This window comes from Providencia zhijiangensis, assembly GCF_030315915.2.
Lineage (GTDB): Bacteria > Pseudomonadota > Gammaproteobacteria > Enterobacterales > Enterobacteriaceae > Providencia > Providencia zhijiangensis.
The window spans coordinates 2,761,925-2,777,390 of sequence record NZ_CP135990.1 but is presented as its reverse complement, the minus strand read 5'-3'; the positions used below and the strand labels follow the sequence as shown (position 1 = coordinate 2,777,390).

Annotated in this window: 17 protein-coding genes; 13 read left to right on the top strand and 4 right to left on the bottom strand. The window is 46.4% G+C overall.

What is annotated here, in order from left to right; genetic code table 11:
- Nucleotides 1-14 precede the first annotated feature (14 nt).
- From nrfD to nrfA, 4 genes are read right to left on the bottom strand one after another with little or no spacing between them, the layout of a single operon-like run.
- Nucleotides 15-971: a cytochrome c nitrite reductase subunit NrfD gene (nrfD, locus tag QS795_RS12745; protein ID WP_286271382.1), complete on the bottom strand. Its 957-nt coding sequence runs from the start codon at nucleotides 969-971 to the stop codon at nucleotides 15-17.
- Nucleotides 968-1,639 carry a cytochrome c nitrite reductase Fe-S protein gene (gene nrfC / locus QS795_RS12740; RefSeq protein ID WP_318626523.1) on the bottom strand — a complete coding sequence of 224 codons (672 nt, stop codon included), beginning with the start codon at nucleotides 1,637-1,639 and terminating at the stop codon, nucleotides 968-970. The genes nrfD and nrfC overlap by 4 nt, the downstream gene beginning before the upstream one ends.
- Complete coding sequence (gene nrfB, locus QS795_RS12735; RefSeq protein ID WP_318626522.1) at nucleotides 1,636-2,208, bottom strand: cytochrome c nitrite reductase pentaheme subunit; 573 nt, start codon at nucleotides 2,206-2,208, stop codon at nucleotides 1,636-1,638. Before nrfB ends, nrfC begins: the two co-directional genes overlap by 4 nt.
- A gap of 45 nt (nucleotides 2,209-2,253) precedes the next feature.
- Nucleotides 2,254-3,687 (bottom strand): ammonia-forming nitrite reductase cytochrome c552 subunit, encoded by a 1,434-nt coding sequence (nrfA, locus tag QS795_RS12730; protein ID WP_286271388.1) that lies wholly within the window; start codon nucleotides 3,685-3,687, stop codon nucleotides 2,254-2,256.
- Nucleotides 3,688-4,445: 758 nt separating this feature from the next.
- Between nrfA and napF the strand changes: the two genes are divergently transcribed.
- The 13 genes from napF (at nucleotide 4,446) to QS795_RS12665 (ending at nucleotide 15,412) form a co-directional block, all read left to right on the top strand.
- A complete protein-coding gene (gene napF / locus QS795_RS12725; protein ID WP_108478306.1) occupies nucleotides 4,446-4,937 on the top strand; it encodes a ferredoxin-type protein NapF in 492 nt (163 codons plus the stop codon).
- Nucleotides 4,921-5,190 (top strand): chaperone NapD, encoded by a 270-nt coding sequence (napD, locus tag QS795_RS12720; RefSeq protein WP_006660695.1) that lies wholly within the window; start codon nucleotides 4,921-4,923, stop codon nucleotides 5,188-5,190. Before napF ends, napD begins: the two co-directional genes overlap by 17 nt.
- Nucleotides 5,187-7,673 (top strand): nitrate reductase catalytic subunit NapA, encoded by a 2,487-nt coding sequence (gene napA, locus QS795_RS12715; protein WP_286271392.1) that lies wholly within the window; start codon nucleotides 5,187-5,189, stop codon nucleotides 7,671-7,673. The genes napD and napA overlap by 4 nt, the downstream gene beginning before the upstream one ends.
- Before the next feature lie 6 nt (nucleotides 7,674-7,679).
- On the top strand, nucleotides 7,680-8,375 hold the full coding sequence (napG, locus tag QS795_RS12710) for a ferredoxin-type protein NapG (RefSeq protein ID WP_036952102.1): 696 nt from the start codon (nucleotides 7,680-7,682) through the stop codon (nucleotides 8,373-8,375).
- Entirely contained in the window at nucleotides 8,362-9,225 is an 864-nt protein-coding gene (napH, locus tag QS795_RS12705; protein WP_318626521.1) for a quinol dehydrogenase ferredoxin subunit NapH, read from the top strand. Before napG ends, napH begins: the two co-directional genes overlap by 14 nt.
- Complete coding sequence (napB, locus tag QS795_RS12700; RefSeq protein WP_036952098.1) at nucleotides 9,222-9,671, top strand: nitrate reductase cytochrome c-type subunit; 450 nt, start codon at nucleotides 9,222-9,224, stop codon at nucleotides 9,669-9,671. The genes napH and napB overlap by 4 nt, the downstream gene beginning before the upstream one ends.
- Before the next feature lie 9 nt (nucleotides 9,672-9,680).
- On the top strand, nucleotides 9,681-10,283 hold the full coding sequence (gene napC / locus QS795_RS12695; RefSeq protein WP_154602484.1) for a cytochrome c-type protein NapC: 603 nt from the start codon (nucleotides 9,681-9,683) through the stop codon (nucleotides 10,281-10,283).
- Between the two features lie 136 nt (nucleotides 10,284-10,419).
- A complete protein-coding gene (locus tag QS795_RS12690) occupies nucleotides 10,420-11,172 on the top strand; it encodes a heme ABC transporter permease (RefSeq protein ID WP_286271399.1) in 753 nt (250 codons plus the stop codon).
- A complete protein-coding gene (ccmD, locus tag QS795_RS12685) occupies nucleotides 11,172-11,384 on the top strand; it encodes a heme exporter protein CcmD (RefSeq protein ID WP_318626520.1) in 213 nt (70 codons plus the stop codon). The genes QS795_RS12690 and ccmD overlap by 1 nt, the downstream gene beginning before the upstream one ends.
- Nucleotides 11,381-11,860 (top strand): cytochrome c maturation protein CcmE, encoded by a 480-nt coding sequence (gene ccmE / locus QS795_RS12680; protein WP_318626519.1) that lies wholly within the window; start codon nucleotides 11,381-11,383, stop codon nucleotides 11,858-11,860. Before ccmD ends, ccmE begins: the two co-directional genes overlap by 4 nt.
- Nucleotides 11,857-13,788, top strand: coding sequence for a heme lyase CcmF/NrfE family subunit (locus QS795_RS12675; RefSeq protein WP_318626518.1), 1,932 nt, complete (start codon nucleotides 11,857-11,859; stop codon nucleotides 13,786-13,788). Before ccmE ends, QS795_RS12675 begins: the two co-directional genes overlap by 4 nt.
- Nucleotides 13,785-14,342 carry a thiol:disulfide interchange protein DsbE gene (dsbE, locus tag QS795_RS12670; RefSeq protein WP_036952089.1) on the top strand — a complete coding sequence of 186 codons (558 nt, stop codon included), beginning with the start codon at nucleotides 13,785-13,787 and terminating at the stop codon, nucleotides 14,340-14,342. Before QS795_RS12675 ends, dsbE begins: the two co-directional genes overlap by 4 nt.
- Nucleotides 14,339-15,412 (top strand): cytochrome c-type biogenesis protein CcmH, encoded by a 1,074-nt coding sequence (locus tag QS795_RS12665; RefSeq protein ID WP_286271405.1) that lies wholly within the window; start codon nucleotides 14,339-14,341, stop codon nucleotides 15,410-15,412. Before dsbE ends, QS795_RS12665 begins: the two co-directional genes overlap by 4 nt.
- The last annotated feature ends 54 nt before the right edge of the window (nucleotides 15,413-15,466 follow it).

The window sequence follows — 15,466 nt, the reverse complement described above, 5'->3', positions numbered from 1 at the left end:
TTAGTTTAAGTCGGTTATGCGACTGTCAGTTGTCCTGCGTATAGGACAAAGAAACGCAGGAAAAACACGCCAATTAAGCTTGCGCCACTGACCACAATAACCCGAAAAGCTTGGCTACCTTGTTGTTGCCATTTTTTCAATAGGAGGGGAACCACAAAACCAATTCCCACGACGCCAAGCCAGAACCACCAAGTCCAGAAACCACCGCCTAATGCCGCAATTAACGAACGCAGTTTTCCATCATCACCGAGCGCCAATCCCACAAAGAAGGCCGCTAGCAAAAATATCTCTAACCAAACGACGAAGCTTTCTACACGGTGTAAAAAGACCGTTTCAGGGTTATGAACATTTTTGCGATAGCGCAGGGCGATTGCCAGTAAACTCACCGCCAGTCCCGACGAAATTCCCGAAAAGAGGAATAAAGCCGGTAATATTGGGTTGTTTAAGAATGGATAGGATTTGAGTGCCGATAATAAGAACCCTGTATACGCCCCTAGCAATACAGCTAAGACTAGCATAGCAATATCTAATCCTCGCATGATGCGACTTAGCCAACCTAAAACACGAGGGATTATCGTCAGTTTAGGTAGCCATTTTTGTTGCAGTTGGACGAGCTCCTGCTCATAAATTTTAGCCAGCCAAACCACTAATACCGCCATGTAAACTTGGAACAGCATCACCCCCATGGACATCACAGAAGTTGGGCTGTAGTGAAACATCAATTTCCAGAACGTCCATGGACGGGTTAAGTGGAAAATGAGGATCAGTAGACCGAGAATAATGGTGGTCGGCGCTAAAATTAGCGTAGTACGCATGATAGTACTGTTGCTGGTGGCAGCATTGGGGACATATTGGCGCATTAATACAGCCAGAACCACTAACCCCGCAGAGATACCAATCAAAAACAGGTAAACGGCGATGGGCCAGTCCCAGACTAACGACTCAAAATGAAAAGCTGAAGTGGTTGTCATTGGCTAACCTCCCCATATTTAAAGGGAACTCGGTACATTTTGGGTTTCGTTCCCAGTGCAATTTTGAATCGATAGGTGGGTTTTTCATGGAGCATTAGCGACACCGCACTGTTTGGATCATCTAAATTACCAAACACCAACGCTTTGGTTGGACACGCTTCGACACAAGCGGGTTGCTTCCCTTTTTTGAGATTGGTTTTACGGCAAAAGTCGCATTTATCGGCGGTTTTGCTGATGGGATGAATAAATCTGACGCGGTAAGGGCAGGCGGCAATACAGTATTGACAGCCAACGCACAGATCAGGGTTTACATCCACAATCCCCGTGGTTTTATCGATGAATGAAGCCCCTGTTGGACAAACATCGACACAAGGGGCATGTTCGCAATGTTGGCAAGAGTGGCGGAAGAATCGATATTTGATGTCAGGAAATTGGCCGATGGGCTCACTGCGAATAATCGTCAACCTTGATACGCCTTCTGGAACTTGGTTGACTTCCCGACATGCATCCATACAGGCAGTACAGCCGATACACAGTGTTTCATCGTGGATCATGCCATATCGCACCCCGTCAACTTTCATGGTATTGGCGAGGGAATGCCCCGCCACACCGCCTACCGCCGCCAGTGCGCCTGAATAGATTATGAATTGACGACGAGAACAACTCATGGCTGCTCCTTAAGAACATTCACCGCTGCGGGGTTAAAGTTCGGGTTATCTCGCTGATCTGAGTGGCAATCCACACAGATTTTGACCTTACCTTTATCACTCAGCACTTTCATGGTGTCTTGCTTTGGATGGAGGTCATGGCAACTCGCACAAGCCACTTTGGTCACGTGAACATCGTGGGGCCAAAACGCTTTTTGCAGTTGTTCAGGTAAGTGACAAGATAAACAGACGCTATTTTGTTGTTCCACACTGTACATCGGATCATTAAACCGCATGACGTCTTTGACGCCTTCACGGTGATTAGGACTCGGTTTGCCGTGGCAATTGGTGCACGTCACCGGCAAATTATTATTCGGGTTGATGACCTCAGCATGGGTGCCATGCATCCCTTCTTTATCGGGTTTATGGCAATCAAGGCAAGCATTGTCTGGATTACGCTGTTGCGTAACTTGCCAACGACCGTCTTTGTTAGCTTCTTCAGCCATTTGTGGTGTTGCCGACGCGGATATCGCCCATAACAAGCCTGACGCCAGCACCCCAGCAGTTAATAACGAACGTAGTACGCTCATATTCACTCCATTGGTTATTGCACCCCAGCGAACTGGGGTGAGTGGTTATTTGGCTAACAGGTCGTTTTTACGAGCTTGTGCATCCCATTCAGGTACCACAGTCTTTAAAAACTCTTGTTTTTCGGCATTAATTTTCTGTATATCCAAGCCGATGGCTTGCTGCGCTTTATCTTTGGTGGAGATATCTGGGATCGCGATTTCATGAGTAATGCCTTTTGAACCCAGTAAACGCGCCAGTTTGGCACGGGCATCTGCGGCTTTATCCATTGCACCACCGAGCATACGTAACCCTTCATCTGGCGCATGCATGTGGATACCGTGTGACGCGATAGCTAAATCCCAACGCCACTGCGCATGACGGATATCAGCAAGGATATCTTTCATTTCAGCATCGGTTGCGCCTGCATCCCAAGCTGCTTTAGCTTCAAAGTGAGCGCGTACTAACTGATCTTCCACTTTGATTTTCATTTCTTGGATAGCTTTTTTACGCTCGGCAACAATGCCTTGAAGTTGCTCTTTGCTTTGGGTATGGCAGCTACTACAGGTTTGTTCAAAGTTATCGAATGGGTTACCGATTTTATGGCTGGTATACAGTTCCCCTTTTTCGTTTTGCAGTTTTGGCATGTGGCAGTCAATACAGGTCACATTGTTTTTGCCGTGGATACCTGCGCTCCAAGTTTCATACTCAGGGTGTTGCGCTTTGAGCATTGGGGCTTTAGACAGGGAGTTTGTCCAGTCAGAGAAGGCAATGTTGTCGTAGTACACTTCCATGTCTTCGACTTTAGTGCCGTTATCCCAAGGGAATTTCACGGCTTTAGTTTCGCCAGAGAAATAGTATTCAACGTGACATTGACCGCACACCATAGATTGTTGGTCGAAGCGGCTCGCTTTATCGAATGGCTTGCCGATGGCTTCCATGGCGCGTTCAGCGTACGGGCGAGAGAGTGTGAGTTCAGGTTTACCTTTGGCAAACTCTGGGGAGTCTGTTTTGTGGCAATCTGCACAACCCAATACGTTGACGACTTCAGGGCCACCTTTTGCCCATTTACCTTTGAAGTAGCCATCTTCACCATGTTCCTGAATTAATCGAGCAACGTCAGGGCTTTTACAGCTCCAACATGCCATAGGAAGAGGACCATCTTCAGCATTTTTTGGCGCACCTGTTCGCAGTGTTTCACGAACATCGATAATCGCGTAGGCGTGGCCACGAGGTTTATTGTAGTCACGAGAGAATGGGTACCCAGCCCATAAAATGACAAGGCGAGGATCTTCAGCCAGTGCATCTTCTCGTTGTGATTGTTCTGAAGTCGCGCGCCATGAATGGTATTGATCAGGGTGCGCCGCTTCAAAGGTTTCGTTTCGAGCGTTGATGGTTGATGTGGAATCTTTTGTTGGAGTTTGTGCCTGTACAGAGGTAAACAGAAATATCCCTGCAAGCACACTCAGTAGGTACAGTGCATTATTTCTTATCTTTGCCATAAGGGCCTCGAGTGTTTTTAAGCCAGCCATCCCATTAGCTGTATTTATTTTTATATTTGATAACAATCGCACTATTGCTATCAGACAATTGCCAACTTATATAATTAGCAAAAAACCACACAAAAAATATTGTCTTTGATCAATAATTAAAATGAGTTTACTTTTTAATCGATGAAAAATAATAAAAATGGAGAAAATTGAATAAATAAAAAAATATTAAATTTTATTTTTTAACGCAGAGTATAGATTAAACCATTAAATAATAATGATTATTATTTACACATTGTTATTTTTATTATCATGCTGATATTTATAGTAAATTATATTTTCACTAATATGATGGATAAATAAGTTGGTCAATTTTTGAATTAAAACGTGCGTAAAATCAAAAAAAGTAAATATAGTTTTTTGTAAAAGTGCTCATAATATACTACTTTAGTGGTATATATTTTCATTAATTATAAATTTGACTATTAAAAATAAGGTTTAAATTCGCAAATCATATTTATTAAATGTTAATGAATAATTATAAAACAACCTCAAACCTGCATTTCTCGATATTCGAACTGTGTCTTCGATGTGAAACGTCAAAGAATGACGGTTTTCTTCATAATAAAGCAAAAAATGAGTTTACCTACTAGGTAGTATGTATTTTTGATAGCTAGCTAATTAATATTCACAATAAATAATCATATAAAAAGTACGGTTTATCAGTCTCTTTTAGCAGTTTTTGGTTGGGCAATGTAAAGGAAATAAACATGGTTGATATCACCCGTAGGGGAGTTTTAACGGGGGCTTGGCGTAATGCTGCACCCGTAATTCGACCACCATGGAGTGGTAGCGAAGCACGTTTTATTGAACAGTGCACTCGTTGTAACCAGTGTATCAAGAGTTGTGAAACGGCAATTTTGCAACCGGGTCCTGGTGGTTATCCCATGGTCGATTTTCAGCGTGGTGAATGCACATTCTGTTATGCATGTGCAGAGGCCTGTCCTGAGCCTATATTCCTTCCTCAAAATACCCAGCCTTGGAATATCAAGATTGCCATTGGGCAACACTGTCTGGCGTACAAATCGATTGAATGTCGTCGTTGTGAAGACAGTTGTGAGCCTCAAGTGATCGCCTTTCGTCCATCACTGGCCGGTATTTACCAGCCAAACATTGATATGCAGGGTTGTACAGGTTGTGGCGCATGTGTCGCAGGATGTCCTGTATCAGCCATTACCATGGAGCATGAAGATGCACAATAACTGGCAAGTTTGCAGTTTGATTGTTCAAGTCAAAAGTGAACGCATTCCAGCTGTGACAGATGAATTACATCAAGAACCCAACTGCGAAGTGGCTATTTCCTCCCCTGAAAATGGCAAGTTAATTGTGGTTGTGGAAGGGGAAGACAGCAAAACGCTTTTAGATACTATCGATTTTATCCGTGATATCGATGGTGTATTGGATGTTTCACTGGTTTATCACCAGCAGGATGAGCAATGTGAGGAAAAAGTATGAAACTCAGTCGTCGTAACTTTATGAAAGCCAATGCGATAGCGGCCGCTGCTGCGGCGGCAGGCGTTGGCGTACCAAGTATTGCGAAAGCAGTGGTTGGTCAGCAAGAAAGCATTAAATGGGATAAAGCACCTTGCCGTTTCTGCGGTACAGGCTGTGGGGTTTTAGTTGGAACGCAAAACGGACGTATCGTCGCGAGCCAAGGTGACCCAGAAGCTCCTGTAAACCGTGGTCTGAACTGCATTAAAGGCTATTTCCTACCAAAAATCATGTACGGAAAAGACCGTTTAACTCAACCGCTTCTGCGTATGAAAGACGGTGAGTACGATAAAAACGGTGAATTTACCCCAATTACGTGGGAAAAAGCCTTTGATGTGATGGAAGAGAAAGTCAAAACCACCCTCAAAGAGAAAGGCCCTGAAGGTATCGGAATGTTTGGTTCCGGTCAGTGGACGGTTTGGGAAGGCTATGCTGCATCCAAACTATTTAAAGGTGGCTTCCGTTCAAATAACTTAGACCCAAATGCGCGTCACTGTATGGCATCAGCGGTTGTAGGCTTTATGCGTACCTTTGGTATGGATGAACCTATGGGCTGCTACGATGATATCGAACATGCAGATGCTTTCGTGCTGTGGGGTTCGAACATGGCGGAAATGCACCCAATTTTATGGTCGCGTATCACCAACCGTCGTCTCTCTAACCCTGATGTTCGTGTCGCTGTACTGTCTACATTTAAACACCGTAGCTTCGAATTAGCGGATAACGGCATTGTCTTTACGCCGCAATCAGACTTAGTGATCCTTAACTACATCGCTAACTACATTATTCAAAACAATGCGGTGAATCAGGACTTCCTCGATAAACACGTTAATTTACGTCGTGGGGCTACTGATATTGGTTATGGTTTACGTCCAACGCATCCTTTAGAGCAGAAGGCCAAAAACCCAGGTTCAGATGCGTCTGAGCCAATGACATTCGATGATTACAAAGCATTTGTTGCGGAATATACCCTCGACAAAACCGCTGAAATGACGGGTGTTCCGAAAGATCAGTTAGAAGCGCTAGCGAAGCTGTACGCAGATCCTAATGTGAAAGTCGTTTCCTACTGGACAATGGGCTTCAACCAGCACACTCGTGGCGTCTGGGCGAATAACTTGGCGTATAACCTGCACTTATTGACCGGTAAAATTTCTCAACCAGGTTGTGGACCATTCTCCTTAACGGGTCAACCATCAGCTTGTGGTACTGCGCGTGAAGTGGGAACGTTTTCTCACCGTTTACCGGCAGATATGGTGGTCACCAACGAAAAACATCGTGAAAAAGTGGAGAACGTTTGGAAATTACCTGCGGGAACTATCCCAGAAAAAGTGGGATTACACGCTGTTGCTCAAGACCGCGCATTAAAAGATGGCAAGCTCAATTTCTATTGGGTGATGTGCAATAACAATATGCAAGCGGGCCCAAATATTAATGAAGAGCGTATGCCGGGCTGGCGTGATCCACGTAACTTTATCGTGGTGTCAGACCCATACCCAACCGTCAGTGCTCTGTCTGCCGACCTGATTTTACCGACAGCAATGTGGGTAGAAAAAGAAGGGGCATACGGTAACGCAGAGCGCCGTACACAATTCTGGCGTCAGCAAGTACCCGCACCAGGGGAAGCTAAATCTGACTTAATGCAGATGGTACTGTTCTCTCGCCGCTTCAAAGCGGAAGACGTTTGGCCGGAAGAGTTATTAGCGAAAAAACCAGAATATCGCGGAAAAACGTTATACGACATTCTGTTTGCTAACGAGGCTGTGACCAAATTCCCACTGACAGAACTGGCCGATGACCAGCTGAATGATGAATCCCGTGAACTCGGCTTCTACCTGCAAAAAGGGTTGTTTGAAGAGTATGCAGGCTTCGGTCGTGGTCATGGTCATGATTTAGCGGATTTTGATGCGTACCACAAAGCTCGCGGTATCCGTTGGCCAGTCGTGGATGGTAAAGAGACCCAATGGCGTTACAGTGAAGGTAATGACCCGTACGTAAAAGCTGGACAGGGTTATCAATTCTACGGCAAGCCAGATGGTAAAGCGGTGATTTTCGCGCTGCCATTTGAACCAGCCGCAGAAGCGCCAGATGCTGAATACGATTTATGGTTATCCACCGGACGTGTTCTTGAGCATTGGCATACCGGCAGTATGACTCGCCGTGTGCCTGAGTTGCACCGTGCATTCCCTGAGTCCGTGGTGTTTATGAACCCGCTGGATGCAAAAGCCAAAGACTTACGTCGTGGAGACAAAGTAAAAGTACTTTCTCGCCGTGGTGAAGTGCTCTCAACCGTGGAAACTCGTGGCCGTAACCGCCCACCAAAAGGTTTGATTTATATGGCATTCTTCGATGCGTCTCAGTTAGTGAATAACCTCACTCTGGATGCAACGGATCCGCTATCAAAAGAGACGGATTACAAGAAATGTGCAGTTAAATTGGAAAAGGTGTAATTGCGTATGTCCCAGAAACCGAGTTCCCAGAATAGTCGCCGCCGTTTTTTGCGTGATGTTGCTCGCGCAGCGGGTGGACTGGCGGCTGTTGGTGTGGTACTGGGGCTTCAGCAACAAACCTCCCGAGCGAGCGGAGTGCATCTTCGCCCGCCGGGTGCCTTAGACGAAAGTGCTTTTGCAAGTGCCTGTGTGCGCTGTGGTCAATGTGTGCAAGCGTGTCCTTACGACATGTTGAAACTCGCCACATTGGCGTCTGGCATGGCAGCCGGTACACCGTATTTTATTGCTCGTGAAAACCCGTGCGAAATGTGTGAAGACATTCCTTGCGCCAAAGTGTGCCCAAGTGGTGCGTTGGATAAGGATATTGCCTCTATCAATGATGCTCGTATGGGGCTGGCAGTGTTACTCGACCAAGAGAACTGCTTGAACTTTCAAGGGTTACGATGCGATGTGTGCTACCGAGTTTGCCCTGTGATTGACGAGGCTATCACTCTGGAACTTGAACAAAACCATCGAACCGGTAAACACGCGCGTTTCTTGCCGACTGTGAACAGTAATTACTGTACGGGGTGCGGTAAATGCGAACAAGCGTGTGTGCTTGAGGAGTCGGCAATTAAAGTATTGCCACGTTCGCTGGCAAAAGGGGAATTAGGTCACCATTACCGTTTTGGTTGGCTGGAGGGTAACAATGGCAAATCGTAAGCACGATGCCGGACGTGAGGCTCTGGCGAAAAAAGGGTGGTGGGGAAGCCATAAATGGTTGGTATTGAGACGTACCAGTCAGTTGTTAGTGTTAGCCATGTTTTTGAGTGGTCCATGGTTAGGCGTGTGGATCTTACATGGCAATTACAGTAGCAGCTTATTGCTGGATACGATCCCATTGACGGATCCGCTGATTACTCTTGAAAGCTTAGCAAGTGGTTACTTACCGGGGATCTCCGCGTTAATCGGTGCAGGGATTGTTTTCGGGGTGTATGCCCTGTTAGGAAAACGGGTTTTCTGTAGTTGGGTGTGCCCTGTGAATCTGGTCACGGATGCGGCGGCATGGCTGCGTCGAAAATTCGAATTCAATCAATCCGCCACGATCCCACGTTACATCCGCTATGTTTTGCTGGGTGTGATTTTGTTGGGCTCGGCATTAACGGGAACGTTGCTCTGGGAATGGATTAACCCTGTTTCTCTGATGGGACGTAGTTTGATTTTTGGTTTTGGTAGCGGCGCTTTAGTTTTAATTGCACTGTTTTTATTCGATTTATTGGTCGTGGAACATGGTTGGTGTGGTCACTTATGCCCACTCGGCGCACTGTATGGTGTCGCGGGGTGTAAAGGGGCTTTAGTCGTGACCGCCCATAAAAAAGAGCAGTGTAACCGCTGTATGGATTGTTTCCACGTTTGTCCTGAGCCGCAAGTTTTGCGCGTTCCGGTTCTTGATAAACAAGCCCCAGCACAGATCACGGCGAAAGATTGCACGACGTGTGGTCGCTGTATTGATGTCTGTTCTGAGGACGTTTTTAAAATAACACTAAAATGGAGTTCGGGAGCTAAATCATGAAAAACCCTGTCCTGAAAAGAACTTTAAGCCGTTGGATAGCGGGTATGGCCGTTGTCGTGAGCAGTTTTGCATGGTCGGCGAATGGCGTCGATCTGGCTCAATCACCAGAAGTGTCAGGTACACCAGAAAGTGGCATTCATATTCCTAAAGAGCAGGAAAAAATGGCACTGAACTACGTTAACCAGCCACCGATGATCCCTCACAGTGTTGAAGGGTATCAAATTACCACGAATACAAACCGTTGTTTGCAGTGCCATGGTGTGGAAAATTATCGTACCACTGGTGCACCACGTATTAGCCCAACACACTTTATGGATGCGACCGGTAAAGTATTAGGTGAAGTGGCACCAAATCGTTATTTCTGCCTACAGTGTCATGTTCCTCAATCTGATACTGCGCCGATTATCGATAATACCTTTACCCCATCTAAAGGCTTCGGGAAATAAGGGGCGAATATGACTAATAAAAGTGATAAACCGGGGATCATTCGCCGAGTTTGGCAGTGGTGGTGGCGCCCAAGCCGTTTAGCGTTGGGTACGTTGTTGATTATCGGTTTTGTCGGCGGTGTTATTTTCTGGGGCGGTTTCAATACCGGAATGGAAAAAGCCAACACAGAAGAGTTCTGTATTAGCTGTCATGAAATGCGTGAAAACGTCTACGAAGAGTATATGGATACTATTCACTATACTAACCGTAGTGGGGTGAGAGCGACATGCCCTGATTGCCACGTACCTCATGAGTTTGTGCCAAAAATGGTGAGAAAAATCAAAGCCAGTAAAGAGCTCTACGGTAAGATTTTTGGCGTGATTGATACACCACAGAAATTTGAAGAACATCGTCTCGAAATGGCGCAGAATGAGTGGCGACGGATGAAGGATAATAATTCCCAAGAGTGCCGTAACTGCCACAACTTCGACTATATGGATTTTACCGCTCAAAAAAGTGTCGCTGCAAAAATGCATGACCAAGCGTTAAAAGACGGAAAAACCTGTATTGATTGCCATAAAGGTATTGCGCATAAGTTACCAGATATGCGAGAAGTGGAGCCTGGCTTCTAAGAAATAGGCTAGTTGGCTAATTGAGTCAGCTAGCCTAAGTTGTATTTGTGATAAATCAATAAAATTACGTGGTTTTTGTGTATTGTAGCTAATATTAATGCACAGCATTTTGTGAGATAAATCGGGGCTATTAACTATGTGGAAAAAGCTTCACCAATTAGCGATTCCAATGAACCTCTATAAAATATGTGGGCGACTCGCTCCCGTGTTCATTGTGTTAAGTGTGATCTTTCTGGCGGTGGGCTGGGTTTGGGGCTTTGGTTTTGCACCAACCGATAAAACACAGAGTGATAGCTACCGGATCATCTATATTCACGTCCCCGCGGCCATGTGGTCGATGGGGATTTATGCCACTATGGCTATTACGGCGTTCATCGGTCTTGTGTGGCAGATGAAAATTTCTGAGTTAGCCATTGCCGCAATGGCACCCGTCGGCGCTGTATTCACCTTTATCGCGCTTGTCACCGGCGCCACATGGGGTAAACCGATGTGGGGAGCTTGGTGGGTATGGGATGCGCGCCTGACATCTGAATTGATCCTGTTATTCTTATATGTTGGAGTTATTGCCCTGTGGCACGCTTTTGATGACCGCCGTACAGCAGGAAAAGCGGCTGCTATTTTAGTGTTAATTGGGGTAATCAATTTGCCGATTATTCACTACTCAGTTGAGTGGTGGCAAACCCTGCATCAACCCTCAACACGTATGCAAGAAAGCATTAACCCAGCGATGCGTACACCATTACGTTTAGCTATTCTGGGGTATTTATTCCTGTTTATTTCATTGACGCTAATTCGTCTACGTAATCAATTGTTAATGTTAGAGCGTAACCGACCTTGGGTACAGGAACTGATGACTAAGCGAGGAAATATCCATGGGAGGAAATCATAATGAATAGTGCTTTTGCCTCTTGGAATGACTTCATCGCCATGGGCGGATATGGATTTTATGTTTGGTTAGCGGTTGCGCTAACCCTTTTGCCATTAGCGGCATTGTGCATCCATACCTATATTCAACGAAAAATGATTTTTAGCGCGATTGTTCAGCAACAAGCGCGAGAAGCAAGACAAAAAGCCGCTAGAGCGCGCAGGGAGTCCCTATGAATATTCGTCGTCGCAATAGACTGTGGCTGATTTCGTCGATCCTTGTGGGTGTCGGTTTAACCATCTCTTTGATTCTGTATGCGTTAAGTTCGAACATTGACCTATTTTATACCCCCGGCGAAATTGTTTATGGCAAGCGAGAAACCCAAAAGGTGCCTGAGGTCGGGCAGCGTTTACGTGTGGGGGGGATGGTGATGCCAGGCTCTGTTGTGCGCGACCCTGACTCGCTGAAAGTGACCTTTACCGTTTATGATGCGGAAGCTGAGATTGATGTCACTTATAGCGGTACGTTGCCAGACTTATTTAAAGAAGGGCAAGGGGTTGTGGTGCAAGGTGAACTTGAACCGAATAATCATGTATTAGCGAAAGAAGTGCTAGCCAAACATGATGAAAACTATACGCCTCCGGAAGTTGAACACGCGATGCAGGAAAATCATAAACGACCTGCGGCAGTGTATAAGGACAATGCATCATGATCCCTGAGATTGGTAATATCCTGCTGTGTTTAGCATTAGGGGTCTCTGTATTACTCTCTTTTTATCCTCTGTGGGGTGTGGCACGTAATGATGCTCGTCTGATGGCAGCATCTAGACCATTAGCTTGGCTGCTTTTCCTGTTTATCGCAGGGGCATTTTTAGTCTTAATTAATGCCTTTGTGGTGAATGATTTCTCCGTCACTTACGTGGCCAATAACTCCAACACGCAATTACCGATTTGGTACCGTGTGGCGGCAACATGGGGCGCTCATGAAGGGTCTCTGTTGCTGTGGGTGCTGTTAATGAGCGGCTGGACATTTGCTGTGGCATTATTTAGTTACCGTATGCCGCTGGATATTGTGGCGCGCGTGCTGGCGGTAATGGGCATGGTGAGCGTCGGCTTTTTGCTGTTTATCATTTTTACCTCAAACCCATTCTCTCGCACCTTGCCTGCCTTCCCGATTGAAGGCCGTGACTTAAACCCACTGCTGCAAGACCCAGGACTGATTTTCCACCCGCCATTACTGTACATGGGTTATGTGGGCTTCTCGGTGGCCTTCGCCTTCGCGATTGCCGCATTACTCAGTGGTCGCTTAGATAGCTCCTTTACCCGTTTTGCACGTCCTTGGACGTTGGCAGCATGGTTCTTCTTAACGCTGGGAATTATGTTAGGGTCGGCGTGGGCATACTACGAATTAGGCTGGGGTGGCTGGTGGTTCTGGGATCCGGTAGAAAACGCCTCGTTTATGCCGTGGTTAGTGGGAACTGCGTTGATTCACTCATTATCGGTCACTGAGCAGCGCGCCACCTTCAAAGCATGGTCGCTATTATTGTCGATATTTGCCTTCTCGTTGTGCTTATTGGGCACCTTCTTAGTCCGTTCAGGCGTCTTGGTTTCGGTGCACGCCTTTGCTTCTGACCCAGCTCGTGGGCTATTCATTCTTGCCTTTATGGTGTTGGTGATCGGTGGCTCGCTATTGGTGTTTGCGATACGCGGTCATAAAGTACGTTCTAAGGTCAATAACGCATTATGGTCTCGGGAGTCCCTGCTATTAGGGAATAACGTAATTCTGACAGCCGCCATGTTGGTGGTGTTGTTAGGCACATTGCTGCCACTTATTCATAAACAAATTGGTTTGGGAACGATTTCAATTGGTGAACCGTTCTTCAACACCATGTTTATTGCCTTGATGGTGCCGTTTGCGCTGTTACTGGGTATTGGGCCGCTCGTGCGTTGGGGACGTGACCGTCCTTCGGCTATCCGCAAATTGCTGCTAATAGCGTTAGTACTGACATTGGTTCTCTCTTTCTTGCTGCCTTGGCTAATGCAAGACAGAGTCGAAGCACTGACGGTACTGGGGTTAATGATGGCGTGCTGGATTGTTATTTTGGCCTTCGCTGAAATGAAGGTGCGCATCAGTAAAAAAATCAAACTGACTTCAAGCTATTGGGGAATGGTGCTGGCACACCTTGGTTTAGCGGTGACTATCGTGGGGATCGCCTTTAGCCAGAATTACAGTATTGAACGTGATGTGAAAATGAAGCCGGATGATAGCATTGCTATTCGTGGATATACCTTTGTATTTAATGGGGTACATGAAGCGGATGGGCCAAACTATCAAGGGGTGATTGGTACTATCACCGTGAAAGAGAATGACAAGGTGCTCACCACGCTGCATCCAGAAAAACGTTTTTATAGCACTAGCCGTGCAGTGATGACGGAAGCTGCTATTGATGGGGGGATCACCCGTGATTTATACGCGGCGTTGGGTGAGGAGATCTCTCCGAATGTCTGGACACTGCGTTTGTACTATAAACCGTTTGTCCGCTGGATATGGGCGGGTGGCGTATTTATGGCAGTAGGCGCGTTATGTTGCCTGATTGACTCGCGTTATCGTCGTCGCAAGCTACAAGGGGAAGCTGTATGAATCGTAAAGTCTTTTTAATTCCTTTTGTTATCTTTGCGGCGATTGCTGCCGTGCTGTTATGGCAATTGGTACGCAATGCTGAAGGGGATGATCCCCGCTTGCTAGAGTCCGCCTTGATTGGCAAGCCAGTACCTGTTTTCCGTTTGGAATCCTTGGAAAATCCTGGGCAGGAATATGACACCAAGGTATTGATCCAAGGGCAACCAATTTTATTGAATGTCTGGGCGACATGGTGCCCGACTTGCCGCGCTGAGCACCAATATTTGAATCAGTTAGCGTCCCAAGGGATCCGCGTGGTGGGGATGAACTATAAAGATGATCGCCAAAAAGCGATCGGTTGGCTGCGAGAATTGGGTAATCCATACGCATTAAGTTTATTCGACGGGCAAGGCATGCTGGGACTTGATCTCGGTGTGTATGGCGCGCCTGAAACCTTTTTAATTGATGGGCAAGGGATTATTCGTTATCGCCATGCCGGTGCGGTTGATGAACGCGTTTGGCAAAACGAGCTGAAGCCGCTGTGGGATCGTTATAGCAAGGAGGCAAATCAATGAAATATGTGATTGCCTTGATGATGTGGGCGCTCTGCGCAGGTGTAAGCTTGGCTTCCACGGAAGTTTTCACATTTGAAAATGAGCAGCAAGAGCAGCAATTTCGTAAATTGACGGAAGAGTTACGTTGCCCGAAATGCCAAAACAACAGTATTGCTGATTCCAACTCGATGATCGCTCTCGATTTGCGCCAGAAAGTGTATGAGCTGATGCAAGAGGGGAAAAGCCGCGATGAAATCGTCGATTATATGGTGGCGAGATATGGTTATTTCGTGACGTATAACCCGCCATTAACGCCGCTAACCGTGGTGTTATGGGGAATGCCATTTGTGGCTATCGCGGTTGGGGGATGGTTGATTTACGCCCGTTCTAAAAAACGTGTCAGAGCCAGCCAAGTCGCTCAAGAGGATGATGACGAGTCACTGCCAGAAGCGAGCCGTGCGAGTGCTTGGGTGTATATCCCCGGCATTGTGATAGCGCTGGGCATTGCAGGTGCTGCGTATTATGAAGTGGGTAGCTACAGCAAAGTGAAAGATTGGAATGTGGCTTACCAGCAAGCGCCAGCATTGTTAGATAGAGCGCTGAATGCCAATGAGCTTCCATTGAATAATGAAGAGATGGAGAACTTGGCTTTAGGGTTACGTACTCGCCTTCAAGAGGATCCGCAAAATATTGATGGCTGGGTGATGCTTGGTCGCATTGGGATGGTATTAGGGAACGCCACCATGGCAACCGATGCTTATGGGCGTGCTTACCGCTTATCCCCTGATGATGATGCGGTCGCATTAGGTTATGCGGAAGTATTAACCCGTTCGTCAGATCCAAGTGATAATCAAGAAGGTAATGAGCTACTTAAAAAGCTGATTGCTAAGAACCGAACTAATGTTAAAGCGCTCAGCATATTTGCCTTTAATGCGTTCGAGCAGGGGCGTTATCCTGAAGCCATTTCGGCTTGGCAGATGATGTTAAAGCTACTGCCTGAGAATGATCAGCGCCGAGAGATTATTGAGCGCAGTGTCGATCAATCGCTGATGATGCTGCATGAGAAGAAAGAGGCACCAGAAGGTAAATAACGGTTTTCGGGGTGTCAGGCATTAATGTGACTGAATAAAGGGAGCTTCGGCTCC